Origin of the sequence: Corynebacterium ulceribovis DSM 45146, from assembly GCF_000372445.1 — a bacterium.
In the GTDB taxonomy this organism is placed as follows: domain Bacteria; phylum Actinomycetota; class Actinomycetes; order Mycobacteriales; family Mycobacteriaceae; genus Corynebacterium; species Corynebacterium ulceribovis.
Genome location: NZ_AQUY01000002.1, coordinates 465,304 through 491,868 on the forward strand (window position 1 = coordinate 465,304; position 26,565 = coordinate 491,868).

Consider the following 26,565-nt stretch of genomic DNA (forward strand, 5'->3'; position numbering starts at 1 on the left):
CATGACCACCGCCAAGACAGCGAAACCAACGTTCGGGCAGCGGCTCGGGGACGTCCTGTCGCGGCCACTGACTGACTACATTGGCATCCTGGCCGTCACCGGTGCGCTGACCGTCATCGGCATGCTGATGGTGCTGTCCAGCTCGATGGCAATGTCGGTGCAGGAAAACAACTCGGTGTGGGCGATTGCGCTGCGCCAATTCATGATGGTTTTCGCCGGGCTGGTCGCCATGTGGATTATGATGCGCATCCGGCCAGCACATCTGCGCCGCCTTGGCGTACCCATGATGGCCGTTGCCATTATTTTGCTGGTTTTGGTGCTGATTCCGGGTCTGGGTACGGGTCTGGAGCAGATGGGTTCGCAGTCCTGGCTGGTCCTGGGGCCGCTGACACTACAGCCGTCTGAGGTTGCGAAGTTCACGCTCGGTGTGTGGGGCTCAGCTTTCCTGGCAAAGCGCCTGCGAGAAGCGCGCGATGTGATCAGCCTCTTCGGTACTTTTATCATCGTTATTGCGCTGGTGCTGGTCTTGGTGCTGCTGGAGCGCGACCTCGGCATGATGGCATCGCTGGCGGTCGTTGTTGTGGCGCTGAGCTGGTTCGGCGGTATGCCACGCTGGATTGTCACCCTCGGCTCGGTCGTACTGGCGTTGGCACTGGTCGTTTTCACCGCGACCGTCGGTTTCCGTTCCACCCGTATTTCGGTGTATTTGGAAGGTCTGCGCGGCAACTTCTTGGACACCCAGGGTGCGGCGTACCAGTCGTACCAGGGGTACCTTTCGCTTGCTGACGGAGGCATCAATGGCGTCGGGTTAGGGCAGTCAAGGGCCAAGTGGTTCTACCTGCCGGAAGCGAAAAATGACTTCGTATTCGCCATCGTCGGCGAAGAGCTCGGCTTCATCGGCGCCATGATGGTGGTGCTGCTGTTCCTGATGCTCGGCTTTTTCGGTATGCGCATTGCAATGCGGTCGAAGGACCCGTTCCTGCGGCTACTCGCTGCGACTACCACCACCGGTATTGTCGTGCAGGCCTTTGTGAACATGGGCTATGTCGTTGGTTTGCTGCCGGTGACCGGTCTGCAGCTGCCACTGATTTCCGCCGGCGGTACTTCGGTGATTATTACCTTGGCATCGATGGGATTGCTGGCGAGCTGCGCCCGCCATGAACCAGAAGCAATCTCGGCAATGCAGGAAAATGGGCGGCCAGCATTCGACCGCTGGTTGATGCTGCCGGAGCCAACCAATGCGCTCAGTACGAGCGCGGAGCGGGCCGACAAGCCGAAGCGGGCATCAGGCCAGCAGCGCTTCGGGGAACCAGTTACTGCTCGGTCGAGTGCGCAGCGGCGTGCCCGCGGCGCAATGCCACCGGCGGCCGGTCGAGCGGGTGGCCGCAGCACCGGTGGCCACAGTACTGGCGGCCACGCTAGTAGTCGCAGCACAGGTGGGGCAGCCCGCCGCGGAACTGAGCGCAGCGCCTATCGTGGTGAACAGCGCTACTCGCCGTCGCCTCGCCGCGGCGAGTACAACCCATCTGAACGCAGGAGGAACCGATGACCGCAACGCCCGTCCAACCAATTTCCGTGGTGGTGGCCGGAGGCGGCACCGCCGGACACATTGAACCGGCGATGGCGGTGGCTGATGCCCTGCGCGCCAAAGACGACCGCAGCCGCATCACCGCGTTGGGAACCGCGCGAGGATTAGAATCTGACCTCATCCCCGCCCGCGGCTATGAACTGCAGCTGATTAACCCAGTGCCTGTGCCGCGAAAGCTGAATGCGGATCTGTTCAAACTGCCATTCCGGGTGCTCAAAGCGGTGCAGCAGACGAAGAAAGTTTTGGACGATTCCCAGGCTGATGTCCTCATCGGTTTCGGCGGCTATGTCTCCGCACCGGCATATATCGCTGCGAAACTAGCCAAGCGCAAGCCAAAAATTTTCGTGCATGAAGCTAATGCCCGCGCAGGCCTTGCGAACAAGCTAGGTACCTGGCTGGGAGGCACAGCCCTGGCGGCGGTGCCTGGCTCCGGCCTGAAAGCTGATGTGGTCGGTATCCCCGTGCGCCGAACCATCACGGAGATGTCCCGCTCGGAGCTGCGCGCGGAGGCCCGCGAGTATTTCGGTTTGCCAGCTGATGGACCAGTGCTGCTGGTCAGTGGTGGATCGCAGGGCGCGCAGTCGCTGAATAATGCGGTGTTGGGCGCGCAGGATGCGTTGTCGGATGCGGGCATTGCGGTGCTGCATGGCTATGGCAAGAAAAATGAAGTGACGGTCACTCAGCGGCCAGGCGGCGCGCCGTATGTGGCGCTGCCATATATTGACCGGATGGATTTGGCGTATGCCGCTGCGGACCTGATGGTGTGCCGCGCTGGCGCTATGACGGTGGCGGAGGTGTCGGCGACTGGGCTGCCGGCGGTGTATGTGCCGCTGCCGCATGGCAATGGGGAACAGGAACTAAATGCCCGCCCAGTGGTTGATGCCGGTGGCGGTATTATTGTGAAAGATTCCGATTTGACCCCAGAGCGGCTGGCCGAGGTGGTCATTCCGTTTGTCACCAACTCCGAAGCGCTTGCGGAGTCCTCTCGGGCTGCGGCGCTTGTTGGCCACCGCGGTGCCGCGGATCATATCGCTGAACTCATCTTTTCTGCTGCCGAAGGAGCTGCCCAATGACCGCTGCAAACGCACATCGCCCATTGGATCCGCGCCTAGAACGCGTCCACATGATTGGTATTGGCGGCTCCGGCATGTCCGGTGTTGCCCGCATTTTGCTCGACCGCGGCGCCGAAGTCACCGGCTCCGACGTCAAAGAATCCCGCGCCGTGATTGGGCTGCGGGCGGTTGGCGCGAAGATTAATGTCGGCCACGCCGGTGAGAACCTGGACCTTGGTTCGGCGGCACCGACCTGCGTCGTGGTGTCTTTCGCGGCGATTCCGCAGGACAACCCAGAGCTGATGCGCGCCCACGCCGAAGGCATTCCGGTGCTGCGCCGCTCTGATGTGCTGGCGTTGCTCATGGCGGGCTACCAGCAAGTCCTCGTTGCTGGCACCCACGGCAAAACCTCCACCACGTCGATGACGGTTGCAGCGATCCAATCCGCACGGTTGGACCCAAGCTTCGCGGTTGGCGGCTTGATCTCCAGAGCCGGTGTCAACGCGCACCACGGCAGCGGGAATGTGTTCATTGCCGAGGCCGATGAATCGGACGCGTCGCTGTTGGGTTACGCCCCCAACGTTGCCGTATTGACGAATGTCGAGCCCGATCACCTGGATTTCTTCGGCACCTCCGAGAAGTACTTCGCAGTATTCAACGAATTCGCTGACCTGCTGCCAGATGATGGTGTGCTGATTGTCTGCTTGGAAGATGCTGGGGCTGCGTCGGTTGGCCTCTACGCCCAGTCGAAGGGCACCACAGTGTGGGGCTACGGCGGGGCAGAGGCTGCCGCCAAGTTCCCGGAAATCCCGTTGGTAGGTGAGCTGCACCAGTGGCGGGCGAACAAAGTCGGCGCGGAAGTGGACGTCACGGTCAACGGCCAGTCGGCGCAGTTCCAGCTACAACAGCCTGGCCGCCACATGGCACTGAATGCACTCGCGGCAATTTTGGCGGGTGTGGCCGTTGACGCTGACTTAAACAAGCTCGCTGCTGGGCTGTCGGACTTTACCGGAGTGCGCCGCCGCTTCGAGTACTACGGCACCGTGGCCAACGGGAACTTTGCGGGGGTGCGGGTCTATGATGACTACGCCCACCACCCAACTGAAGTGCAGGCCGTGCTCAATGCAGCGAAGGAAAAAGTGGCGCAAGAAGGTACCGGTGACGTCATCGCGGTATTCCAGCCACACCTGTATTCGCGGACTAAAGCTTTTGCCAATGAGTTTGCGCAGGCCCTGTCGATTGCGGATTCGGTTGTCGTGTTGGACGTGTACGGTGCCCGAGAAGAACCAATGACTGGGGTCACGGGTGAGTTGATTGCCCAAAACGTCACTAAGCCCTGCCGTTATGAACCGGATTTCTTCCAGGTACCTGCCCGCGTTCGGGAGGTTGCCCACCCGCATGATGTTGTCCTGACAATTGGTGCCGGTACCGTCACTATGCTGGCGGGCGAAATCTTGGACGCGCTGAGTTAGCTGAGCGAGTCGGATGAAGAAACGCAACATCACCATCGCAGCGGGTATCGCCCTGCTGTTGGCGATTATCGCCGCAGCGGTGCTGTACTTTGTGCCCGTGCTGAAAGTGAAGACCATTGCTGTCGACGGCATGGGCTACACCCAGCAAGCTGAGGTTGACGCTGTGCTGGCCGACCTGAATGACACGAATTTGCTGCGCGTGGATACTGCGGCGGCAGCGAATAGACTCGTTGAACTGCCGTGGGTGGCGCGGGCGGCCGTGGACCGGGAACTGCCGAGCACCGTGGCGGTGACACTGGAAGAACACCAACCGCGAATGTTTTACCGGAACAAAGGCGAAAGCTATCTGGTGAACGAAGAGGGGGAAGTGTTCCTGGTTGGTCCGCCGCCAAAAGGTACCGCTGAGCTGGCTGCTAAAGACCCGAAGCCGGAGACGGTGAAAGCGGCGCTGGACGTTATCAATGCACTTAATGACCCACTGCGTAAACTGGTGAAGAAGGTGGAAGCGAAAGGGCCGCGGGAGATCGTGCTGCAGCTCAATGATGGGCGGAGTGTGAACTTTGGTTCCACCGACAACCTGCATGACAAAGTGCTGGCAATGGAAACGGTGCTCAAGCGCGAGGGGAAGCACTGGGATGTGTCGAACCCGTACTTGCCTGCGGTGAAATAGCTTCACAAGGGGGTAACACTGCACCTCAAGGGCAGCTTTAGGGTTGCGACACGCACCCGCCGCTTGCCCCTAAAACGCCGGAACATCTAAGACAATAGACCCATCTCCGAAGAAGAAACTTACTGCGAAAGGCGAGCAACAAACTCATGACCTCACCAAACAACTACCTCGCCGTCATCAAGGTCGTCGGTGTCGGCGGTGGCGGCGTTAACGCGGTCAACCGCATGATTGAAGAAGGCCTCAAAGGCGTCGAGTTCATTGCTGTGAACACCGACTCGCAGGCCCTGATGTTCTCCGAAGCAGACATCAAACTGGACATCGGCCGCGAAGCAACCCGTGGCCTTGGTGCCGGTGCCAACCCAGAAGTGGGCCGCACCTCCGCCGAAGAACACAAGGAAGAACTAGAAGAGACGCTCCGCGGCGCCGACATGGTCTTTGTTACCGCAGGTGAGGGCGGTGGCACCGGTACCGGCGCAGCTCCCGTGGTTGCAGCTATTGCCCGCAAACTCGGCGCACTGACCGTCGGCGTCGTCACCAAACCATTCTCCTTCGAAGGCCGCCGTCGCACCCGCCAAGCACAGGAAGGCATCGCGGAACTGCGCGAAGCCTGTGACACCTTGATCACCATTCCAAATGACCGTCTGCTGCAGATCGGTGAAATGGACACCTCCATGATCGACGCCTTCCGCATGGCCGACGAGGTGCTCTTCAACGGTGTGCAGGGTATTACCGACCTGATTACCACCCCAGGTGTGATTAACGTTGACTTCGCCGACGTTCGCTCGGTGATGGCTGGCGCCGGCTCCGCCATGATGGGTATTGGCTCCTCCCGCGGCGAAAACCGTGCAGTTAAGGCCGCCGAAGCAGCCGTGAACTCCCCACTGCTGGAATCGTCCATGCAGGGTGCGAAGGCAGTGCTGCTGTCCTTTGCCGGCGGCTCCGACATGACCCTGATGGAAGTCAACCAGGCAGCGTCGCTGGTGGCGGAACAGTCCGACGAAGACGCCAACATCATTTTCGGTAACATCGTCGACGACAACTTGGGCGACGAAATCCGCGTCACCGTCATTGCCACCGGCTTTGACGCTAACCAGCCGAACACCGGTGCTACGAAGCCAGCCGCACCAGCGGAACCATCCCTGCCAGGTGGCGACAACCTCGGCGCAGGCGCAGCTGCCGGTGCTGCAGGCGTTGGTGGGGCAGCGGAACCAGCCGCACGCCCAGCAACCGAAGCACCACGCACCTCCTTCCAGCAGCGCACCGCCGCAAACCCAACCCCAGAACCACGCACCGACCGTGGCATGGAACGCGGCATGGATCGTGGCGCTGGTCGACACCGCGTCGGCGGCCGCTCCGGTGGACTGTTCACTTCCGGTGAGCAGACCTTCGCCCCACGCCAGTCGCAGCAAACCCCACCAGAAGAGGACGACCTGGACATCCCAGACTTCCTCCGCTAACCCGCAACCCGAGGAACCTGATGCCTGCCCAGCACCTGTTCACGCAGCGGCACGGCGGACACTCCCTGAGCCCCTATGATTCGCTGAATCTAGGGGCTCATGTTGGTGATAACCCCGACGCCGTCACCGCGAACCGCCAAGAACTCGCGAGCCGAATCGGCCTGCCCCTTGACGACCTCATCTTCATGGAGCAAACCCACTCCGCCAACGTCGCCATCGTCGACCGCGCCACCGCCAGCCCAGTGCCAAACATCGACGCGTTGGTCACCGCCGACTTCGGTTGCGGATTAGTGGTTTTGGTTGCCGACTGCACGCCAATTGTGCTTATTGACGACACCCACCACGTGATCGCGGTGGCCCATGCCGGTCGCGTTGGCGCAGAAGCAGGCATCTTGCCAGCAACCGTCAGCGCAATGCAGCAACTCGGCGCGACAGCCCAAACCACGAGCATGCATTTGGGGCCAGCTGCGTCGGGGAGCCGATACGAATTACCCGAAGAAATGGCCCGCAACGTCAATAAGCAACTACCTGGAAGCCTCTGCCGAACCCTGCAGGGCACCTGGGGCATTGACGTGCGCGCCGGCCTAGTGCGACAAGCCGAAGCCCTGGGTATCCAGGACATTTCCGTTGACCCGCGGTGCACCATTGCGTCGGAGGACCTGTTCTCCTACCGGCGGGCGCAAGGGGCAACCGGACGGCAAGCCGGTGTGGTGTGGCAGTGACAAAAACTTCAAATAAGGCGTGTCGGAACCCCAGAAGCGGACGAAAAACCAGTACGTTTAAGTGAGTAACAACCCAGGGAAGGAACGCAAACCATGGCAGGTTTTCTAGAGCGCACGAAGGACTTCTTCGGACTGACGCCAATTGACGACTTCGAAGACGAGTACTTCGACGGTTACGACCGTGAATACGACCGCGGTGGCCGTGACCACGACGTTCGTGACGCGCGTGACATGCATGACGCCTACGAAACGCAGCACGCACCACGCCGCTACGCACGCCCAGCCGTCGACGAGCACGACGACTACTACGAGCGTCGCGACGAGCGCCGTGCCCCACGCCTAGTCGAACCAGCCGCACCATCGGTGCCAGCAGTTGCAGAACCGCTGTACATCCCAGAAGAAATTACCCTGGTAGCCACCGAATACGGTGACGCCGTGCAGATTGGTGACGCAGTTAAGCGCGGTGACGTGGTGCTATTCGACGTATCGAATATGTCGACCGCCGAAGCAAAGCGCATCATCGACTTTGCTGCGGGCTTGGCATACGCATTCGACGGCCACTTCAAGCGCCGCTCCGGACGCGTATTTGAAATCGCCAAGATGGAATCCTTCAAGACCTACACCGCTGGTCAGCGCCAGTCCGTCTAACTGCGGGCAGAGCGCTGGTAGGACCGGCGCGCCTGCTGCGCTAACCTTTAACCGTGGCTTCTTTTTTCGCTATCCTCTACTTCCTGGTCAGACTCTATGTGCTGCTGCTACTGGTGCGCATCGTCATGGAAATGATCCAGAGCTTCGGCCGCCGACCGCGGCCAGGCCGGATTTACTCCATCGTCGGGGAATTCGTATTCCGACTGACCGACCCGCCAGTACGCGCCCTGCGCAAACTGATTCCGCCGCTGCAACTAGGCGGGATTGCACTGGACCTATCGGTCATCGTGCTGTTCCTGATTCTGGCGGTGCTACAAATTGTGCTGCGACTGCAAGTTGCAGCGTTTAGCTAAACGACGCGCGCGGCAGACCTGATTCACACCAACCTTCCCGGTGTGGGTCAGGTCTTTTTGTATTTGGTGAGTCGCAGGAGGGGAAAGGGGGCAAAATGGCGGCAAAATGGCGGAGAAAATGCCAAAAAGTGCTGAAACACGCGGACTGACCACGGAATTCATGAGGGAGTCCGTGGTATCCTCGAGTTCGAGCTGAGCTTCAGACTTGCGTAAATGAGACGCAAATGGTGTTTGGCCGTTTGGCAATTGAACATAGATACAACAATTCGGACCGGTCGGTTTTGTGAATTTTGTGGACGAATGGTGCGTTTAAGTGGCATTCGTGACTAGAGTTACTAAACTGGCTTTGAGAGTAAACAATTTACAGTTCGAAACAATGTGGTTGACTGACCGAACTTTTGGTTCTGGATGTTCCAATTGAAGTTGGTGAGTTGATTGCAGGGCTCGCGCCCGCACTACTTATGAAGGGGAACCAACCATGCCGCTGACTCCTGCGGATGTGCACAACGTCGCTTTTGGCAAGCCGCCAATCGGCAAGCGTGGCTACAACGAGGACGAGGTCGACCAGTTCTTGGACCTCGTTGAGGACACCCTCGAGGACATGGTCCGCGAACGCGATGACCTAGTCGCCCAGCTCGAAGACAACGGTGGTGGCGCAGCTACCGGTGCCGGTGTCGACGAAGCTGCAGTACGTGCAGAAGTTGAACAGCAAGTTCGAGGCGAATACGAACAGCGCCTGGCAGACGCCGACGCGCGAGCACAGCAAGCAGAACAGAACGCCCAGGCAGCCCAGGGTGGCGCAACAGCTGAAAGCGAAGTTGTCTCCCAGCTGCAGCAGAAGCTGGCCGAAGCAGAGCGCCGCGCTCACGAAGCAGAACAGCGCGCGGCAGCAGCAGAACGTCAATTGGCAGAACGCCCAGCCGGCGAACAGACCCCAGTGGCAGCCGCAGCCGCACCATCGAACGCCGACGCTGCCACCCAGGCAGCACGCGTCCTGACCCTGGCACAGGAAACCGCTGACCGTCTGACCGCAGACGCACGCAGCGAATCCGAACAGATGATGAGCGAAGCACGCGCCGCCGCCGAAGAGCAGCTGCGTTCGGCAAACGAAGAATCCACCTCCACCGTGGAAAACGCACGCCGCGAAGCCGAAGCAACCATGAACAACGCCCGCAACCAGGCCGAGTCCATGCTCGCCGACGCCAAGCAGAAGTCCGAATCGATGCTGGCACAGGCAACCAACGAAGCCGAAGACAAGCGCAACCGGGCAAACGAAGAAGCAACTGCCATGAAGGCCAACGCCGAACAGCAGTACTCCGAAATCATGTCCAGCCTGCGCGACCAGTCCCAGGCCGGCGAAGCACGGATCGAAAAGCTCAAGACCTACGAGCGTGAATACCGCACCCGCCTGAAGACCTTCCTGGAATCCCAGCTGGACGAACTGTCCAACCGCGGTTCCGCAGCACCAGCAGAAACCGACGACCAGTAGTCGCATACTAGTCGCACACCTGCTGACAAGAACCCGCCAACCAGCACCGGTCGGTGGGTTTTTGCGTTAGTGTTTGCAGGCCACGACGATGTCGCATTAAATTGAACACATGCTTCTCTTCGCACTCATTTTGGCCCTGGTGGGGTTCTTCCTGCTCACCGTGGCCCTCTGGCTCGGCCAGATTCTCTGGGCCTGGGTCTGCATCGTTGTTGCGCTGATAGGCATCGTGCTGCTGATTATCGACGCGGTGCGGCGCCGCAAGTAGCGGTCGGCGGTAGCAGACGCCAGTAGCGGCCGTAAGAAGCAAGCACCCGAAAATAGAACCAGCGTCACACAAGCGCTATACTGCATACCCAGATGCACCGATCCGGCAATCACCGGGGAGCATCCCGGAAGAACAGAAGACTACCCACGTCGACTCAGTAGAACCGGGCGGAGAGAACACGACACGTTCCAACGAAGCGGGTTCAGCAATGTTCAGCAATGCCGAACCAAGCGGGGTGGTACCGCGCACCTTCAGCCCACGCTGAAGACTGCGTCCCTGTGGCCCAAAGTCCAAACGGATAGTCCACACGAAAGAGGAACCCCGGCAAATGGCTACCCCAGCAGGTGGCGCGTACCCACGCGTAGACATCACCGACGGCGTATACAAGACCAACAGCTTCCCGAAAATGGAAGAACAGGTCCTAGACTTCTGGAAGAAAGACGACACCTTCGCCGCCTCCGTTATCCAACGCGACGGCGCCGACGAATACGTCTTCTACGACGGCCCACCATTCGCCAACGGCCTCCCACACTACGGACACCTGCTCACCGGCTACGTCAAAGACATTGTCCCGCGCTACCAGACGATGAAGGGCAAGCAAGTTAGCCGCGTCTTCGGCTGGGACTGCCACGGCTTGCCGGCAGAACTCGAAGCTGAAAAGCAGCTGGGCATCAAGAACAAAGCCCAGATTGAAGGCATGGGTATCGCACAGTTCAACGACTACTGCGCTACCTCGGTGCTGGAATACACCCAGGAATGGGAAGACTACGTGACCCGTCAGGCACGTTGGGTCGACTTTAAAAATGGCTACAAGACCATGGACCAGCCATTCATGGAATCGGTCATTTGGGCGTTTAAGGAACTGTGGAACAAAGGCCTGGTCTACAAGGGTTTCCGCGTCCTGCCATACTCCTGGGCGGAGAACACGCCACTGTCTAACCAGGAAACTCACCTGGATGACGCCTACAAAATGCGTCAAGACCCAGCGCTGACCGTCACCTTCCCAATCGTAGACGTTGACGGTGCGGACGCCGCCGCCTGGGACCTGCTCGGCGCCAAACTCCTGGCATGGACCACCACACCATGGACCCTTCCATCTAACCTGGCGCTGGCCGTCCATCCAGAGGTCACCTACGTCGAGGTACGTGTGGGCGATAGCGGCGTGGAAGAATTCCGCGGTGAACGTGTGCTGTTGGCGAAGGACCTGATGGGTGCCTACGCCAAGGAGCTTGGTGACGATGCCTCCGTGCTCAACGAGTACCCAGGCTCTGCGCTCGTCGGTCTGAAGTACCAGCCAATTTTCGACTACTTCGCTGACCAGCCAAACGCTTTCCGTGTTCTGGCAGCTGACTACGTCACCGTTGAAGATGGCACCGGTATCGTCCACCAGGCACCTGCTTTCGGTGAAGACGACATGTGGGTCTGTAAGGAAAACGGTATCGAGCTGGTCATCCCAGTGGACATGGACGGCAAGTTCACCTCTGAGGTGCCGGACTACCAAGGCCAGCTGGTGTTTGATGCGAACAAGAACATCATCCGTGACCTGAAGGCAGCCGGCCGTGTGGTGCGCCACGAAACCATCGAGCACTCTTACCCACACTCCTGGCGCTCCGGCGAACCACTGATCTACATGGCACTGCCATCGTGGTTCGTGGAAGTGACGAAGTTCCGTGACCGGATGGTCGAACTGAACCACAACGAAGTGAAGTGGACTCCGGAGCACATCCGCGACGGCCAGTTCGGCAAGTGGCTCGAAAATGCCCGTGACTGGAACATCTCCCGTACCCGTTACTGGGGCTCACCAATCCCAGTGTGGGAGTCCGACGACCCTGCTTACCCACGCACCGATGTGTACGGCAGCCTGGACGAACTGGAACGTGACTTTGGTGTGCGGCCAGCCTCCTTGCACCGCCCAGACATTGATGAATTGGTTCGACCAAACCCAGATGACCCAACCGGCAAGTCCATGATGCGCCGCGTACCAGAAGTCTTTGACTGCTGGTTCGAATCCGGGTCGATGCAGTTCGCGCAGAAGCACTACCCATTCGAGAACAAGGAATGGTTCGACACCCACGCGCCTGCTGACTTCATCGTGGAATACTCCGGCCAGACCCGCGGCTGGTTCTACACCATGCACGTGCTGGCTACCGCACTGTTTGACCGCCCTGCGTACAAGGAAGTCGTTGCCCACGGCATTGTGCTGGGTGAGGACGGCCAGAAGATGTCGAAGTCGAAGCGGAACTACCCGAATGTCAATGAGGTGTTCGACCGCGACGGCTCCGACGCTATGCGCTGGTTCCTCATGGCATCGCCAATCCTGCGCGGCGGCAACCTGGCCGTCACTGAGCAGGGCATCCGCGACGGTGTCCGCCAGGCACTGCTGCCACTGTGGAACGCATGGTCTTTCATGCAGCTCTACGCCTCCCGGCCTGCGCAATGGTCGGTGGACTCGGACAACGTGCTCGACCGCTACATCCTGTCCGCACTGTCCCGCCTCGTCGATGACCTGACCGCCAAGCTGGACAACATGGACATCTCCGGCGCCTGCAACGACGTGCGCCTGTTCACCGACACGCTGACTAACTGGTACATCCGCCGGTCCCGTGACCGGTTCTGGGCCGGCGAAGACGAACACCCGGAAGCCTTCAACACGCTGTACACCGTGTTGGAAGTGCTGACCCGTCTGACTGCACCACTGCTGCCAATGGTTTCCGAAGTGATTTGGACTGGTCTGACCGGTGGCCGCTCTGTTCACCTCGCTGACTGGCCAAACTCTGCTGACCTGCCACACGACGACCACCTCGTCGACACAATGGACCTGGTGCGTGACGTGTGCTCGGCCTCCTCGCGGGTGCGTAAGTCTTCGCAGCTGCGTAACCGCCTCCCACTGCCAGCAGTGACCGTCGCCGTGCCGAACGCCACCGACCTGGCGGCCTTCTCGGACATCATCAAGGATGAAGTCAACGTGAAGGAAGTCGTCCTGACCGACGACGTTGACGCAGCTGGCACGTTCGAAGTTGTCGTTAACGCACGCGCAGCCGGCCCACGCCTGGGCAAGGACGTTCAGCGCGTCATTAAGGCTGTGAAGTCCGGAAACTATGAAGTCGTGGATGGGGCAGTGGTTGCCGATGGCATCACTTTGCAGGAAGGCGAATTCAGCCGCCGCCTCGTTGCCACCGACCCGGACTCCACCGCGGAAATCGACCACGTGGATGGCCTTGTGGTACTGGACCGCGAAGTGACCGATGAACTGGAATCTGAAGGTTGGGCCGCCGACATTATCCGTGGCCTGCAGGATGCCCGTAAGGCTTCTGGCTTTGAGGTGTCCGACCGCATTTCCGTGGAACTGGCAGTACCGGCCGACAAGCTGGAGTGGGCAGAACGCCACCAGGACTACATTGCTGGTGAAGTGTTGGCGACGTCCTTTGTGCTTATTGACGCTGCAGTTGCCGCTGAAGAACCACGCGACGAAGTCCGTGAAGTCGTTGCAGGTGTGACTGCCGCACTGGAAAAGGCTGAGGCGTAAGCAATAGCGAAGCGTCAGCGAAGGAGCGAAAGCGCCTTCCTGAAACGAGGCACGAATAGCAGGCACCCTGAACTGTGGGGTGCCTGCTTTTGTGTTTGGAAATGGGATGCAAGGCGTAAGGAACGGGAAGTGGCGCCGGTTAGTTAGTGGTCCGGCGGCTCGGGTGGGCCTGGTGGATCTGGCGGTTCGGGTGGGCCAGCGTCTGGGGATGGGACATACCCTGGGGCTTGCCTGCTCGTTGGCCCATCATTGAATCGTGGTGGTTGCGGGTTGCCATTTCCGTCAATACGCACACTTCCGGAACGGAAGTTGGTTTTTTCGGTGCGGTCGCACATGTGACTTCGGTTGCGGGCCTGCCTGGAGTCGTCGTTTTGGCGGTGGTGGGTTCGGCAGAGGGGAACGAGGTTCGCCAGGTCGGTGGTTCCACCGTCGTGGTAGGGCTCGATGTGGTGGATTTCGCAGTTCGCAATCGGCTCGGAACAACCCGGATGTTGGCAGCCGCCGTCGAGAATCTGGAGCGCGATGCGTTGCGCCCACCCGGCGATGCGGTGCCCGGAAAACAGTGACATATCGATCGGGGCGAGGCCGTCGCGTGTATCGATCAGGCTGAGCAGCAGATTGTCAGTCAAACCAAGGCTGACCAGCTGCGCCATATTGAGGGTCGTGCCGACGTTGGTGTGAAACTTGCGCTGCCACGATGCCTGCTTCCGCGCTTCCGTGTCCGCGAAATCGGACGCGTTAGCGACAATAACCAGGCTTGCGAGTCCGCCGCGGCTGTTGTTTCCGGATTGGGCGTGGGCGGCCGCGTTTTTGAGGATTTCCCGCAGCGCGTCCGCGTTTCGCTGTTCAAAGGTGCGTTTATCTGCTTCGACCCCGCCGACCACACCATGGCCAAGTTTGCTGTACTGACCAAACAGCTGCAGCGCCAGTGTCGCTGACACACCGTCAAGCGTGCCGCGGATGTTCACGCAGCCATCGGCGTCAGGTTTGCTGAGAAACAGCTTTCGGCGGCGCTGGTCTGCGTGCCGGTCCTTCGGTTTGCGCACGGTGTCATTGGAACGGGCCACCAGCTCGCGCACCAGCAGTTTGATTTCATGCGCGCTGAGGTTGTCCAGTTCAGCGTAGACCTTCTCCTTGATATCTTCAGCGGTCATGGTGCCGCCGGGCAGAAGCTTCCGCAGCTCCGCCATAATGTCGGCGCGGATCGGGATGGTGAGGTCGCCATTTGCGGTCGCCGACTGGGCTGCCCGGGCATTCTGGGCGCGTTTGCGTTGCTGTTCGGCGCGGTGAGCTGCTTCGGCGGCGCGCTCTTCCTCTGTCAGCGGGGCAGTGGCGGCTTCTTCCGCGGCGCTGTCTGGGCTCAGCGATTCGGCGGAACCATCCGGTTCAATGTCCCCATCGAGTTCCGCAGCACGAACCCGGTCAGTGGCTTCCCGCCGAGAAATCCCCAGGTGGTCCATAAGGAAACTAATGGTGTTGCGCGTACCCGCAGCCTCAATTCCGCGCGGGGTCAGCAGCGTACCAGTGACATGCAGGTCGATGAGGCCACGCTGAGCGGCAATAGTCTCGAACTGTTGTGCTATCTCAATAAGTTGCCAAAATGGTAGCTCCTGCTGTTGCGATCCCTCACTGCTGGTGTCGGTGAGTGAAGATATCAGCCCATCGAATGCAACGGACAGTGCTTCTAGGTGCGCAAAAGCAGGATGCCTGAAACATGCCTGGTTGCTAGCGTTATCCCCACTCTCGACAACGCTAAGCTGAGAAGGGTTATGCGCAGGCTGCGCGCTGACATTATCCGTCATGGCGTCGCCAATCCGTGGCCGTGGCATCGACATGTTTCCTCCCCTCAGCTAACTTCCCCCGTTTTCGCTTGCGTGTTTGACTGTAGTGCATCGACCGGACGGCTGTTGGGGTAGATGGCACGCCTGTTCGAATGTGTTGGCTATAGGGTGTTTGTGGGAGGGTAAACCCGCAGGTAGAGAGTGGGTATAGAAAATTGTGTTGGTAACTGTTAGAACATTGCTTGTTGATGGATAGGGCCGTACTTCTGGTTAGAAGTGCTCCGAATTCCGGATTCACTAACAAAAGCAAGCAGCGAGGCGCGTTCGCTAAAACGCAACCTCGCTGCAAACTTGCTTGGATAGTTCGGAAAATGATGCGCGGGAAGTGGCAAACACGCGGGGAAGTGCCGCTTCGGCGGCGTCGACTTTCGCCGACCCAGCCGCCGCCAGCAGCTCGCCATGAGCGAGCCCACCGTTAGCGCAGTTCTGCCGGTTCTTTCACACGCGGACCTCCGGTCTTCGACTTCGAAGCGGCACCGGCACCGGCACCCGCCCCCGAAGCACCAGCGCCACCGCCGGACCGCGCCGCGCCCGAAGCCCCAGCCCCAGCCGTCCCAGCGCCAGCCCCAGCCGTCCCAGCGCCAGCACCTACGCCAGCAGCTTTCAGGTCAGCTGTAATGGCTTCGACGGAGGTCTTTGCGTCGCCAAGCAGCATGTCGGTGTTGTCGTTGAAGAACAGTGGGTTTTGCACCCCGGCGTAACCGGAGCCCATCGACCGCTTGAACACGACCACGCGCTCAGCTTCCCACACCTTCAGTACCGGCATACCCGCAATCGGCGAGCCCGGCTGCTGCGCAATCGGGTTCACAGTGTCATTCGCGCCAATCACCAGCACCACATCAATGTCAGCGAAATCATCGTTGACTTCATCCATCTCCAGCACCAAGTCATACGGCACCTTCGCCTCAGCCAGCAGCACGTTCATATGCCCTGGAAGACGCCCCGCCACAGGGTGGATGCCGAAGGTGACTTCCTTGCCGGCCGCCCGCAGCGCCCGGGTCAGTTCGGCGACTGGGTACTGTGCCTGCGACACGGCCATGCCGTAGCCTGGTGTGATCATCACGGTGCGGGCCTGTTTTAGCAGTTCAGCGGTCTCCGACGCGGTAACTTCAGTGTGGGTGCCCACTTCACCGTCAGCTGCGACCACGCCGCCGTCGGTACCAAAACCACCGAGTAGCACGTTGAGGAAGCTGCGGTTCATGGACACGCACATGATGTACGACAGGTACGCGCCCGAAGAGCCAACCAGCGCGCCGGTAATAATCAGTAGCTGGTTGCCCAGCATCAGACCAGTGAACGCCGCGGCCCAACCGGAGTAGGAGTTCATAATGGACACGACAACCGGCATGTCACCGCCACCGATGGCAATAACGAGGTGCCAGCCAAGGAAGAGGGATAGCGCCGTCATCACGCCCAGCGCAGTCCACGCCAGGGAGCCTTGACCTGCCACAATGAACGCGACCATCAGTCCCAGGGACACCAGCAGCACACCCAGGTTCAGCACGTTGCGGCCCGGCAGCAGCACCGGAGCGCCCTTAATTTTCGCGGCCAGCTTCAGACCAGCAACCACCGAACCGGTGAAGGTGACACCACCGATGAACACGCCCAAGAACACTTCACCCAGGTGGAACATTTCGGCGGCGCGGCCCAGCTCCGGCTTATCGAGGAAGGAATTGAAGCCAATGAACACTGCGGCCAGACCAACGAAGCCGTTGAAGTAGGCGATGAGCTGCGGCAGACCAGTCATTTCAACGGACTTGGCGCGCCACACGCCGATGCCTGCACCCAGCGCCATCGCCAGTCCGATCAGCAGCAGCGTCACCAGCGGGTTGAGGTGGTCGCCGGTGGAGTCCACCGCGGCGGTCACCATGGCCTGCGCAACGGCGACCATGATGGCGATGGCCATGCCAGTAATGCCAAGGGCGTTACCGCGCCGGGCGGTTTCCGGTTTCGACAGGCCCGACAGCGCGAGGATGAAGAGCAGCGCCGCTCCGATGTAGCCGACGGTTGCTAGTTGGTTTGTCCAGGTCAGGAGGATTTCAGTTGAGGTAGTCATGGCTTAGGCTGCTTTCTTCAGTGCCGGGCTGTCCTTGACGAACATGCCGAGCATCCGGTCGGTGATAGCGAAGCCACCGAAAATGTTGATGGAGGACAGGACAATCGCGAGGAACGCCAGCGAACTAATAACAATGTTTGTCGAGCTCACGACCAGAATCGCGCCGATGAGCACAATGCCGGAAATCGCATTCGTCTCCGACATCAGTGGCGTATGCAGCCTCGGCGTGACCGCGGAAATGACGTAAAACCCAAGGACAATCGCGAGCGTGAGCACCATGTAGTTTGTGCTTATTGACGACGGGGAGAGCAGCATTAACGTGACCCCGACGGCAATCGTGACACCGAGGGCGACCCCGGCGCGTTTGCCACCCATGAACGCCACTTTCTCTGGTTCCTCAGCAGCGGCTTGCGCGGCGAGCTGTTCCTGCTTCGCGGCCGCCGGAGTCGCGGACACTTTCACCGGCGGTGGTGGCCACAGGATCGCAGCCTTGCCGGTGGCGGCGCCCGCCGCTGCGCCTGCTGCGGCGCCGGTATCGGCCTGGGTGACGGTGATGCCACGGATGATTTCGTCTTCCAGGTCCAGGGTTGGCTGGCCATCCTTGTTCGGCGTCATCAGCTTGAACAGGTTGACAATGTTCTGTCCGTACAGCTGTGATGCTTGGCCTGGCAGGCGTCCAGCTAGGTCCGTGTAGCCGATAATGGTGACGCCACCAGGCGTGACGGTCACTTCACCAGGGACGGTGAGCTCACAGTTACCGCCGTTCGCGGCTGCCATATCGACAATGACGCTACCTGGCTTCATCCGTTCCACATCAGCTGCAGTCAGCAGCAGCGGGGACTTCCGGCCTGGGATATTCGCGGTGGTAATCACAATGTCGGCGACAGCGGCCTGCTCCGAGTAGAGCTGCGCAGCGGCTTCGGCCTGCGACTGCGACATTTCTTTGGCGTAGCCGTCATCAGACTTTTCCGCCGCAACTGGGATCGGAATGAATTCCGCACCCATCGACTCGACCTGTTCACCGGCTTCCGGACGCAGGTCCGTGGCACGCACAATGGCGCCCATCGAGCCGGCGGTACCGATAGCGGCTAGGCCACCGACACCAGCACCGATGACGTACACATTGGTGGGCGGGACTTTACCGGCGGCGGTGACCTGTCCGGTGAACAGGCGACCGAAGGCGTTAGCTGCCTCAACAACAGCGCGGTAGCCAGCGATGTTTGCCATCGAAGACAGCACGTCCATGGATTGTGCGCGGCTCAGGCGCGGGACGGCGTCCATGGCGAGGGCGGTGAGGTTTGCGTCGGCAAGCTCTTGGATGAGTTCTGGGTTGCGGGCCGGTGCCATCCGGGCGATGAGGGTGGCGCCGGGGCGCATCCGACTGCGGGCGGCAGCCGATGGGGTGTCGAGGGTGGCGATGATGTCGGACTGCCAGACGTCGTCGCCTGCGATGCGCGCACCTGCGGCGAGATACAGCTCGTCTGGGTAGGCGGACTGGGTGCCGGCGCCGGATTCTACGGATACGTCGTAGCCCAGTTTGATGAGCTTTTCGACGGTATCGGGGGTGGCGGCGACGAGTGGTTGGCGGGGGTCCGTTTGACGGGGAATTCCGATTCGCACGATGGACTCCTGAGTGTCTGGCGAGTTTGGGTGCAGGGGTTACCCAAATTGGGGGAGGGTGGTGTTTCGATGTGTGTCCAGCGTGGGTGGTGGGTGCTGGTTGTCCGACTCGGTGTGTTCATTAAATGTGCAAAAAATCTGTAAAGGAAGAGTTTGACAAAAGTGGCGCGTGCGAAAACGCCATTGCTAGTGGTAGAGGGCATTAAAATAACCCCGCATTTAATACGGGGTTTGTGAGCTGCACCACAGGAAAGTGTGGAAACTATGTGCCCTTCACATTCAATACTTGGCGCAGTTTGTGCTTCACCGTGACCAGTCGCGCGGCATCAGCCATCACTTGGTCAATGTCCTTGTAGGCATCCGGAATCTCATCGACCCATGCCTCACCCGGCCGGTACACAATGCCCTCCATCCGCGCATCAAGGTCCGCGACGTCGAAAAGTTCACGCGCCTTCGTGCGGGAGTAGCGTCGACCAGCCCCGTGTGGCGCCGACCGTAGCGCAGGCGCATAACCCAACCCCTCCACCACGTAGGAAGCCGTGCCCATGGAACCCGGAATCAACGCCGGGGTGCCTTCATCAGCGCGAACCGCACCCTTGCGCGTCAGCCATACATCCTGCCCATAGTGCTTTTCGACGACGGTGTAGTTGTGGTGGCAGTTAATCCGCTGTGCCTCTTCGACTTCGGTGCCCATGAATTCGGTGACGCAGCGCGCGAAGCGGTCGAGCATCTCTTCGCGGTTCAGCCAGGCGAACCGCTGCGCCCATTTGAGGTCGGCGAGGTAAGAATCGAACTCGTCGGTGCCTTCGGTCAGGTACGCCAGGTCCTTGTGTGGCAGGCGAACCCAGTGCTTCGCACACTGTTCCCGAGCTGCAAAGATGTGCTTCTGCGCAATCTTATTGCCGACACCACGCGACCCGGAGTGCAGGAACAGCCAGACGCGGTCGGCTTCATCCAAACACAGTTCGATGAAGTGGTTGCCGCCGCCGAGGGAACCGAGCTGCTGCCGCCATTTCGGCGAGTGGTCGAGGTCCACGCCGGTGTCCTCGGCCAACTGTGCAAGCTCGCGGGTGCGGGCGTCGGCGGTGCCTTCCATGACCCACTGGTTGTAGTTGCCAGGGGAGAGCGGAATGGTGGCCTCCACCAGGTCACGCAGCTTGGTCAGGTCGCGTTCGGCGAGGTCAGCGGTGGTGAATTGGGTCTGTAGTGCAATCATGCCGCAGCCAATATCCACGCCGACAGCCGCGGGGATGACGGCGCCGACGGTGCCGAAGACGGTGCCGACGGAGGAGCCCATGCCGATGTGTGCGTCCGGCATGAGTGCAACGTGCGGGTGCACGAAAGGCATGGCGGCGAGGGTGCCGGCTTGGTCGAGGACGCCCTGTTCAATTTCGGAGGCGAACACTTCGATTTTTGGGGTGTCGTTGAACTTGCGGCGCGTGTAGTTTGGCCGCAGATTCATGGCCGCTTTTCGGCGGCGCGAGGCAGACATGATGAGTCCTTTCTTGGATTGGGCCCGGGTGGGCGGTGTCCAGTGCCCGGGCATGAAAAAACCGGCGCGACTGCCACCATTATCGGTGACGGTTCGCGCCGGTTAAAGCGTTACTTGGTTTGGCCTGTGCTTAAGCCTGTTCGCCCTTGCGTGGGCGTGGGTAGGCGGCAGTGCGCACCGAAAAGTGGGAAGCCGGAAATTGCAGGTCAGCTTGCTTATCTCGCAGATTTGCAACGCGCTGATACTTCGACATGGCTTCTCCCTTCGTGGATTCGGTGGCGTTGTTGTAGGCCATGCATCAGATAAGCACACTTGCTGCTACCTGGCAACCATGACTTCTGGTGACGTTTAGCTGTCTGGCTCCTTTTGTGCCGAGGCATTGCTTTTTGACGCAGCTATTTCTCGCAAGCGACGCCGTCGCCGTCACGGTCAAGCTTGCGACTGTAGCCCGGTTGGCCAGCGTAGAGTGGCGCTGCGCCAGCAGCCCGAACCGCATCGCAATTTGCGTAGTAAGTTGACTGCGGCGCTGGCGCTGGCTGTGGTGCTGGCGCTGGCTGTGGTGCTGGGGCCGGCGCTGATTCCTGTACTCGGGTTGTTGGCTTGTTTTGGTTCCCGACTAGTCCTTGCGGCTGGGTGTCCGCTTCTTTTACTGGGGTGGAAGTGCGGGTTGTTGATGGTTTCGGTGGCTTGTTGGCTGCTGTCGTTGAGGTGCTGGTAGTGCTGCTTGTGGACGTAGTTGAGGTAGTAGTTTTTTCACTGTCGCAGGCGACACCGTCACCGTCACGATCCAGCTTCGGGTTGTACCCTTTTTCGCCACGCTTCAGTGGCGTCTTGCCAGCGTCCTCCGCTTCTTGGCAGTTCTGGAACATCGCCGCCGCAGGTGCGTCAGAGGAGTGTTCCTTCTCTGATTTTTCACTCGAAGCGGTCTTGTCTGTTTCCTGCTTTTGGGAAGTGGAATTCTCCGTGTTCGCTGCCGGAGTAGGGGCTGTTGAAGTTTCTGGCGTTGGCAGGGTTCCAGCACCAACAAGGAAGCTGGCTACAGTCGCGGCGACAATGCGTCCCCACCGGCGTTTTACTGGGGGCTGGGATGTCGTGACGCTTCGTCGGTCAGCGCGCTCGTAGTACAGCCAAAACCCAGATGGCAAGGCAAACGCTGCAGCGAGCAGTAGGCTGCCGAGAAGCTCTTTGGGGCTGCCGATGCTCCCCAAAGCTTCAATGGCCAAGCCAGCCGCAATGACCAAGCCAATAATCGACAAAATCAGTTTGCCGATGCGCGGCATACCGAAACTCAGGTTGTTCAACATAGTGCTCTCCTATTTACAAGCCGCGACTCTATGCACAAGTCGCATCAAAGCCGTGTTGCCGACGTTGGTGGCGGCTCCCGCGTGGTCGACTTGGGATTCATTTAGGCCGTTGGGCGCGTGTCATTTTCTAATCCGACGGTTGGATTGATGCTTGCAGTCGCAGTGGTGAAGCTCGTCGAATCGGTAGATAGCGTTGAGCCAGCGGAAAAGGATTTAGCGCTGGCTTTTGAATGCAGCAGACGCCACCATTGGGTTTGTCTACCTCTCTAGTGACGGTGACTGCTGAAGTGGCTGCGACTACGGTGGGTCTCAAAGCAGTGCTGCCGTCACCGCCTGAATAGCTGACCATCCAGGCAACTGAAGCGAATCTGGCGGCCGCTGAGCTAGAGCCTTGCGAGTGCCAACCGATGAAGTTTTCATGTAAAGCCTTTGAACTCAAGGACACTGTTCCGTGGTATCAACGGCATCATTGTGTCACTTGCACCCCAGTAGCACCATTGCAGGCTTAAGATGGTGTAGCCCCGCCTACCCCCAAAAGCAACTGTTTGACCAGTGGTTAGGTGGAATTCTCACGTGATCTCTAGGTAGTCACCCGTCCACTTGGCATCGATGAGAAGCTCATACTGTGCCTGTAACCAGTCACCATAACTGCGGTAAAGATACGACGGCCCAACTTCATGGTCCATGTCCAGTACTTGTCCGGTGGTGCCTTCGTCCCCCGGTGTCATGTCGACGGCGCTGCTATTTCCTGCTCCGTCGCGGCTAATGCAAATCCAGCCGTCGGCCCAGTAATGGGGTAGCAGCTGTGGGTCGCCGAGATGGTCATTGTTGAAATCTCCCGCAGCGACATTTGAGCGCAACTGACTCGTATTAGCGAGAATCTGGTCAACGCTTAACAGCTCACCTTCGGGCCAGGCATCATCCGCGCTGCCGTTGTGACGTAGCAGAGAAACCCGTAGGTCTTCTGAAATCTGCACGCCCAGCTCACTTTCCAGACGGGCGATATCCGCTTCCGTCGCGCCGGGCCATAGCACTTCGGCCGCACCTTGCTTGTCGTACCACGTTTCAATTGCCTGCCAGATGGTGTTGATATAGCTCATGGCATTGAAAGTACGGCACAGATGAGGGGGCGTCAGATTCTGGTCACTGTGAATCTGAACGTTTGGACGGTGCTCGGCTTAGACGACTTGAGCTGGAAGCCGGTGACGAGGCTCAGCATTTTTGATCGGAAAGATCCGCAGGGAGTGTTCTTGCTAATGGTGCCCGCGAATGACGGACCATCCCGCAATGTCTTCTAATGCTTTCTGAACAACGACCAGCGTAGAGCGGCAGCCGTGTAATAGAGGACAAAGTGGTGTTGTGAAACGTTGTGGGTACTTCGTGCGACCGAGCTCCTTTGGATTATTCTCCGGCACGGACAGATAACAATACGTCCGCCTGAACTGACGTAAACTTGAAGCACTTATTGTTTAGCAGTGAAAGGCCACCATGGAACTCGCACCGATTGCAGCTTGGACATTCCTGCAGGAAGTACCCATCCCGAATGATGTGGTCGAATTGATGGTGCCGGGGGAGCAGCCGTTTGCGGCGTACAAGACGTTCCGGGATTCCGCCGTGTTCACGAATAAGCGGCTAATTGTGCGCGATGCGCAGGGTCTGAGCGGCAAGAAGGTGGAGGTCTATTCGCTGCCGTATTCGTCCATCACCATGTGGTCGTCTGAGAATGCCGGTAAATTCCTGGACTTCAATGCCGAGCTGGAACTGTGGACCAAGGCGGGGCATGTGAAGATTTCTGTGGGCAAGCAGATTGATATCCGCCGCCTAGACATGCTGATTGCGAACTGTGTGCTGAGTGAGTAAATAACCCAGCTAGTGCCTTGTGGCGAGCCCACATAGCCGCCATGGGAAAATATGCGTGTTTCAGCGAATTCGATCATGTGTTCATTAGCTGACTTAAGCTGTCTGAAGTGCGTAGTATCCATAAAGATGCCCAAGTAATTGGGTCTCTGATGGCGGTTACCTGTGGGCCATCCTGAGCTGAGGTCAGGAAGGGAAGTCGTATGCTTATCGTGGATAACGCTGATGACTGGATGCGGAATCGAAGTGTGCAGTCGCTTTCACTGTGGGCGAAATCTGGTAATGAAGATGGCTACCTCTGTTTGCCACAACATTTAATCGATACTGCATGTGTAGCTGAATGGCTATGGGCGAACTGGGTATCGGATTCCCTCAAAACCTCATTGAGTAGCAGCTGGGATTTAAGCGCAGAACAAGTACGTACGTTGTTCTGCTTCCTTGCCGGCACTCACGATGTTGGGAAAGCGACGGTTACCTTCCAACGCCTGGTGGAGCGCCGACCTGATGCAAGACGATTGCTTGGCCCAATCGAGGATGCCGGATTGAGTCTGGAATGGCCGCAAGGGGAAGGACCGGATAGGCAGTTTTCGCACGGCATGGCGTCAGCGCTACTACTGCGGAATTGGCTGGCGGACCATGGTGTGAACGCTAGACGTCGAGTGGCACTGTCGGCAGTGGTCGATGCGCACCATGGGTTTACGTCCAATGCAGTAGTTTTGCGAAACTTCAGTGACGCGATTTCTGGGCGACTTAACCCATTCGATGATCTTGTCACCGAGCTTATCGATGCCATGGCGGAGCTCACCAACATCGAGCCAGTGTTAGACGCGATCGGTGATGCGGACGTTCCAGTTGCAGATGCGCTTCAGCTCATGACTGGGCTAGTCATTATGGCCGACTGGATTGCGTCAAATGAAAACGCGTTCCCTTACACGCCACTAATTCCTCAGCGCGCTCGTTTGGCGCAGGCAATTGCATATATCGGTCTGCCGCGACCATGGTCTCCAGTAGAGATTCCATCAGATGACGAGGAACTCTTTCAGCGTACTTTTGGCTGGCCATCAGAATACCAACTGCGCCCGGTGCAGCGGACTGCGGTAGAGCTATCGCGTAAATCGGTAGGCCCAACTTTGATGATCATTGAAGCTCCCACTGGTGAGGGGAAAACTGAAGCTGGTCTAGCCGCAGCGCATGTGTTGAGTCAGAAAAGTGGTGCGCAGGGAGTGTTTTTTGCAGCACCGACAATGTCCACCGCCAATGGGTTATTTGACCGGACTGCTAACTGGGCGAGCAAAAGTTCGGAAGCTGGGGAAGTGGTCTCCATGTTTTTGGCGCATTCGAAAAACCGGTTGTCAAAGCCGTTCCAGAAAATGCGGTTTCAGGGAATTGGCGAAGACTTGCCGGAGGAAAACAGCGGCGACGATTCACCGCGGCAAAACAGTGGATCTGTGATCGCTGCGTCCTGGCTGTCTGGACGGAAAACTGGTGTGCTTTCGGACTTTGTTGTCGGCACGGTTGACCAAGTCCTAATGATGGCTCTGCAAGCTAGACATTCAATGCTTCGGCACGTCGGTTTGGCAGGCAAAGTTGTCATTATCGATGAAGTGCATGCTTATGACGCCTACATGTCGCAATATCTTTACTGCACCCTTGAATGGCTCGCACGGTATGGCGTCAACGTGATTTTGATGTCAGCGACATTGCCACCAGCACAAAGAAAGCGGCTGGCACAAGCATATGCTTGCCAGCTGATTGACGACGCCGAAACCGCTGTTGAAGCTCTCGATTCCACCTCCTACCCGCTGGTCAGCATTGTAGATACTGACGGAGTGCGGCCTGTTGAAGTGCAACAGCGCCCAGTAAACCAACAGGTCGCTGTGACGATAATTGACGACTCATTGGCGGAGCTGGCAACAACACTGAAAGCGAAACTGACAGACGGCGGAGTTGCGCTGGTTATTTGCAATACCATTGCACGCTCCCAAGAAGCTTTTCATGATTTGAAGTGCCATTTCCCAGAAGAGGTGGAGCTGCACCATTCGGCGTTTATCGCTGCGCATCGCAGTGAAAAGGAGGATCTCCTTCGGGAAGAGCTAGGGCCGAAAGCTCGCCGAGGCCACGACCGGCCATGGAGACGTATTGTGGTTGCAACTCAAGTTGCTGAGCAAAGTCTGGATATTGACGCTGATTTGCTGGTCACAGATCTAGCGCCCATCGATTTGATTATTCAACGTGCCGGACGTGTGCACCGGCATGACCGGCCGGAGTCAGACCGGCCGACGCAACTGAACCATCCGCAGATTCTGCTGCGTGCGATTAAAGCTATCGGTACTGTGCCGGAATTCGATGGCGGTGCTGCAGCCATCTACGGGGAGAAGCTTCTGCTGTCGACGATGGCGCATCTGCCGCAGAGTTTTTGTCGGCCAAAAGACGTCGCTGATTTGGTGCGGAAGGTTTATACAGCAGAACCTGATATTCCTACTGAATGGCGGGATGCGTGGGAGACTGCGTGCAGCGAAGATTTCGCGAAACGCTCAAGCGCCGAATTGCGGGCACAAAGTTATCGGATGCCGAGCCCGACTCACGCCGAGCACTTGAGTAGCTTGTTTGCGCAGCTGCATGAAAATTCCGAAACTATCGGTGGGGAAGAACAGGGTAACGCGCAGGTTCGTGATGCAGAGTTTTCCGTTGAAGTAATCGCGCTGCAAAACACCGACTACGGCTACATCCCACTAGGTGGCGGCTTGGAGATTCTCAATGGAAGTGAAGTCTCGAAGCAAGCAGAACACCAGCTAGCCGCGAACACTCTGCGGTTGCCAACTCGCCTGACCCGCCGAGAATCTGATTTTGACACAGTAATCGACGAGCTTGAACAACAAACTCCTGAGGAATGGACGAAGTCCGGAATGCTGCGGGGCCAAGTTGCGCTGCGATTCGACGACGATGCTAGAGCCCAGCTAGGCCGGTTCGCGCTGAGCTACGACGCAGAAAGTGGGTTGCGCGTTGAAGCTAAATAAAAACCCCGCCAGCGCGGGGAAGGTGGTAGCTCCAACAAATAGGAAGGCTCATCCCAGCCATCGCAGGGATGAGTTCAGCCTAAATTCAATGAGTGCTCTGAGCAAAACCACAGGCATTGGCTCAATCATTGTCGAA

General features: G+C 58.9%; 20 protein-coding genes. 13 read left to right on the forward strand and 7 right to left on the reverse strand.

Translation table 11 applies throughout. The features are described 5' to 3' along the window. Window position 1: 1 nt before the first annotated feature. The 11 genes from A3EC_RS11805 to ileS all read left to right on the forward strand — a co-directional run bounded on the left by A3EC_RS11805 (window position 2) and on the right by ileS (window position 13,242). Complete coding sequence (locus A3EC_RS11805) at window positions 2–1,549, forward strand: peptidoglycan glycosyltransferase FtsW (RefSeq protein ID WP_018024615.1); 1,548 nt, start codon at window positions 2–4, stop codon at window positions 1,547–1,549. Further along, entirely contained in the window at window positions 1,546–2,661 is a 1,116-nt protein-coding gene (murG, locus tag A3EC_RS0107770; RefSeq protein WP_018024616.1) for an undecaprenyldiphospho-muramoylpentapeptide beta-N-acetylglucosaminyltransferase, read from the forward strand. The genes A3EC_RS11805 and murG overlap by 4 nt, the downstream gene beginning before the upstream one ends. Continuing rightward, a complete protein-coding gene (murC, locus tag A3EC_RS0107775) occupies window positions 2,658–4,112 on the forward strand; it encodes a UDP-N-acetylmuramate--L-alanine ligase (RefSeq protein WP_018024617.1) in 1,455 nt (484 codons plus the stop codon). Before murG ends, murC begins: the two co-directional genes overlap by 4 nt. 13 nt (window positions 4,113–4,125) lie before the next feature. Next, complete coding sequence (locus tag A3EC_RS0107780; RefSeq protein ID WP_018024618.1) at window positions 4,126–4,782, forward strand: cell division protein FtsQ/DivIB; 657 nt, start codon at window positions 4,126–4,128, stop codon at window positions 4,780–4,782. Window positions 4,783–4,928: 146 nt separating this feature from the next. Next, window positions 4,929–6,239 (forward strand): cell division protein FtsZ, encoded by a 1,311-nt coding sequence (gene ftsZ / locus A3EC_RS0107785; protein ID WP_018024619.1) that lies wholly within the window; start codon window positions 4,929–4,931, stop codon window positions 6,237–6,239. A gap of 20 nt (window positions 6,240–6,259) precedes the next feature. Next, on the forward strand, window positions 6,260–6,961 hold the full coding sequence (gene pgeF / locus A3EC_RS0107790; protein ID WP_018024620.1) for a peptidoglycan editing factor PgeF: 702 nt from the start codon (window positions 6,260–6,262) through the stop codon (window positions 6,959–6,961). A 93-nt stretch (window positions 6,962–7,054) separates the two neighbouring features. Continuing rightward, complete coding sequence (locus A3EC_RS0107795; protein WP_018024621.1) at window positions 7,055–7,609, forward strand: cell division protein SepF; 555 nt, start codon at window positions 7,055–7,057, stop codon at window positions 7,607–7,609. Between the two features lie 53 nt (window positions 7,610–7,662). Further along, a complete protein-coding gene (locus tag A3EC_RS0107800; RefSeq protein ID WP_018024622.1) occupies window positions 7,663–7,962 on the forward strand; it encodes a YggT family protein in 300 nt (99 codons plus the stop codon). 478 nt (window positions 7,963–8,440) lie between these two features. After that, complete coding sequence (locus tag A3EC_RS0107805; protein WP_018024623.1) at window positions 8,441–9,451, forward strand: DivIVA domain-containing protein; 1,011 nt, start codon at window positions 8,441–8,443, stop codon at window positions 9,449–9,451. Between the two features lie 109 nt (window positions 9,452–9,560). Next, window positions 9,561–9,716, forward strand: coding sequence for a hypothetical protein (locus tag A3EC_RS13055; protein ID WP_018024624.1), 156 nt, complete (start codon window positions 9,561–9,563; stop codon window positions 9,714–9,716). A 328-nt stretch (window positions 9,717–10,044) separates the two neighbouring features. Continuing rightward, window positions 10,045–13,242 carry an isoleucine--tRNA ligase gene (gene ileS / locus A3EC_RS0107815; protein ID WP_018024625.1) on the forward strand — a complete coding sequence of 1,066 codons (3,198 nt, stop codon included), beginning with the start codon at window positions 10,045–10,047 and terminating at the stop codon, window positions 13,240–13,242. A gap of 143 nt (window positions 13,243–13,385) precedes the next feature. Here the strand turns inward: ileS and A3EC_RS0107820 are convergent, their stop codons facing one another. The 7 genes from A3EC_RS0107820 to A3EC_RS0107850 form a co-directional block, all read right to left on the reverse strand. Beyond that, complete coding sequence (locus tag A3EC_RS0107820; RefSeq protein ID WP_026162314.1) at window positions 13,386–15,077, reverse strand: HNH endonuclease signature motif containing protein; 1,692 nt, start codon at window positions 15,075–15,077, stop codon at window positions 13,386–13,388. A 421-nt stretch (window positions 15,078–15,498) separates the two neighbouring features. Then, complete coding sequence (locus A3EC_RS0107825) at window positions 15,499–17,139, reverse strand: NAD(P)(+) transhydrogenase (Re/Si-specific) subunit beta (RefSeq protein ID WP_018024627.1); 1,641 nt, start codon at window positions 17,137–17,139, stop codon at window positions 15,499–15,501. Between the two features lie 3 nt (window positions 17,140–17,142). Then, window positions 17,143–18,759 carry a Re/Si-specific NAD(P)(+) transhydrogenase subunit alpha gene (locus A3EC_RS0107830; protein WP_018024628.1) on the reverse strand — a complete coding sequence of 539 codons (1,617 nt, stop codon included), beginning with the start codon at window positions 18,757–18,759 and terminating at the stop codon, window positions 17,143–17,145. A 262-nt stretch (window positions 18,760–19,021) separates the two neighbouring features. Beyond that, a complete protein-coding gene (locus tag A3EC_RS0107835) occupies window positions 19,022–20,221 on the reverse strand; it encodes an RtcB family protein (RefSeq protein ID WP_051061050.1) in 1,200 nt (399 codons plus the stop codon). Window positions 20,222–20,381: 160 nt separating this feature from the next. After that, window positions 20,382–20,546, reverse strand: coding sequence for a hypothetical protein (locus A3EC_RS12950; RefSeq protein WP_018024630.1), 165 nt, complete (start codon window positions 20,544–20,546; stop codon window positions 20,382–20,384). 100 nt (window positions 20,547–20,646) lie between these two features. Beyond that, window positions 20,647–21,555 (reverse strand): excalibur calcium-binding domain-containing protein, encoded by a 909-nt coding sequence (locus A3EC_RS12955; protein ID WP_018024631.1) that lies wholly within the window; start codon window positions 21,553–21,555, stop codon window positions 20,647–20,649. A 569-nt stretch (window positions 21,556–22,124) separates the two neighbouring features. Then, complete coding sequence (locus A3EC_RS0107850; RefSeq protein ID WP_018024632.1) at window positions 22,125–22,655, reverse strand: SMI1/KNR4 family protein; 531 nt, start codon at window positions 22,653–22,655, stop codon at window positions 22,125–22,127. 388 nt (window positions 22,656–23,043) lie between these two features. Here A3EC_RS0107850 and A3EC_RS0107860 point away from each other — a divergent pair, with 388 nt between their 5' ends. Both A3EC_RS0107860 and A3EC_RS0107865 read left to right on the forward strand, forming a co-directional pair. After that, window positions 23,044–23,415 carry a PH domain-containing protein gene (locus A3EC_RS0107860; RefSeq protein WP_018024634.1) on the forward strand — a complete coding sequence of 124 codons (372 nt, stop codon included), beginning with the start codon at window positions 23,044–23,046 and terminating at the stop codon, window positions 23,413–23,415. 200 nt (window positions 23,416–23,615) lie between these two features. Beyond that, window positions 23,616–26,429: a CRISPR-associated helicase/endonuclease Cas3 gene (locus A3EC_RS0107865; protein WP_026162316.1), complete on the forward strand. Its 2,814-nt coding sequence runs from the start codon at window positions 23,616–23,618 to the stop codon at window positions 26,427–26,429. Window positions 26,430–26,565: the final 136 nt, after the last annotated feature.

Coding starts and splice junctions, on each gene's coding strand:
- A3EC_RS11805 (WP_018024615.1), top strand. CDS start 2: ATGACCACCGCCAAGACAGCGAAACCAACGTTCGGGCAGCGGCTCGGG.
- murG (WP_018024616.1), top strand. CDS start 1,546: ATGACCGCAACGCCCGTCCAACCAATTTCCGTGGTGGTGGCCGGAGGC.
- murC (WP_018024617.1), top strand. CDS start 2,658: ATGACCGCTGCAAACGCACATCGCCCATTGGATCCGCGCCTAGAACGC.
- A3EC_RS0107780 (WP_018024618.1), top strand. CDS start 4,126: ATGAAGAAACGCAACATCACCATCGCAGCGGGTATCGCCCTGCTGTTG.
- ftsZ (WP_018024619.1), top strand. CDS start 4,929: ATGACCTCACCAAACAACTACCTCGCCGTCATCAAGGTCGTCGGTGTC.
- pgeF (WP_018024620.1), top strand. CDS start 6,260: ATGCCTGCCCAGCACCTGTTCACGCAGCGGCACGGCGGACACTCCCTG.
- A3EC_RS0107795 (WP_018024621.1), top strand. CDS start 7,055: ATGGCAGGTTTTCTAGAGCGCACGAAGGACTTCTTCGGACTGACGCCA.
- A3EC_RS0107805 (WP_018024623.1), top strand. CDS start 8,441: ATGCCGCTGACTCCTGCGGATGTGCACAACGTCGCTTTTGGCAAGCCG.
- A3EC_RS13055 (WP_018024624.1), top strand. CDS start 9,561: ATGCTTCTCTTCGCACTCATTTTGGCCCTGGTGGGGTTCTTCCTGCTC.
- ileS (WP_018024625.1), top strand. CDS start 10,045: ATGGCTACCCCAGCAGGTGGCGCGTACCCACGCGTAGACATCACCGAC.
- A3EC_RS0107820 (WP_026162314.1), bottom strand. CDS start 15,077: ATGTCGATGCCACGGCCACGGATTGGCGACGCCATGACGGATAATGTC.
- A3EC_RS0107825 (WP_018024627.1), bottom strand. CDS start 17,139: ATGACTACCTCAACTGAAATCCTCCTGACCTGGACAAACCAACTAGCA.
- A3EC_RS0107835 (WP_051061050.1), bottom strand. CDS start 20,221: ATGAATCTGCGGCCAAACTACACGCGCCGCAAGTTCAACGACACCCCA.
- A3EC_RS12950 (WP_018024630.1), bottom strand. CDS start 20,546: ATGGCCTACAACAACGCCACCGAATCCACGAAGGGAGAAGCCATGTCG.
- A3EC_RS12955 (WP_018024631.1), bottom strand. CDS start 21,555: ATGTTGAACAACCTGAGTTTCGGTATGCCGCGCATCGGCAAACTGATT.
- A3EC_RS0107850 (WP_018024632.1), bottom strand. CDS start 22,655: ATGAGCTATATCAACACCATCTGGCAGGCAATTGAAACGTGGTACGAC.
- A3EC_RS0107860 (WP_018024634.1), top strand. CDS start 23,044: ATGGAACTCGCACCGATTGCAGCTTGGACATTCCTGCAGGAAGTACCC.
- A3EC_RS0107865 (WP_026162316.1), top strand. CDS start 23,616: ATGCTTATCGTGGATAACGCTGATGACTGGATGCGGAATCGAAGTGTG.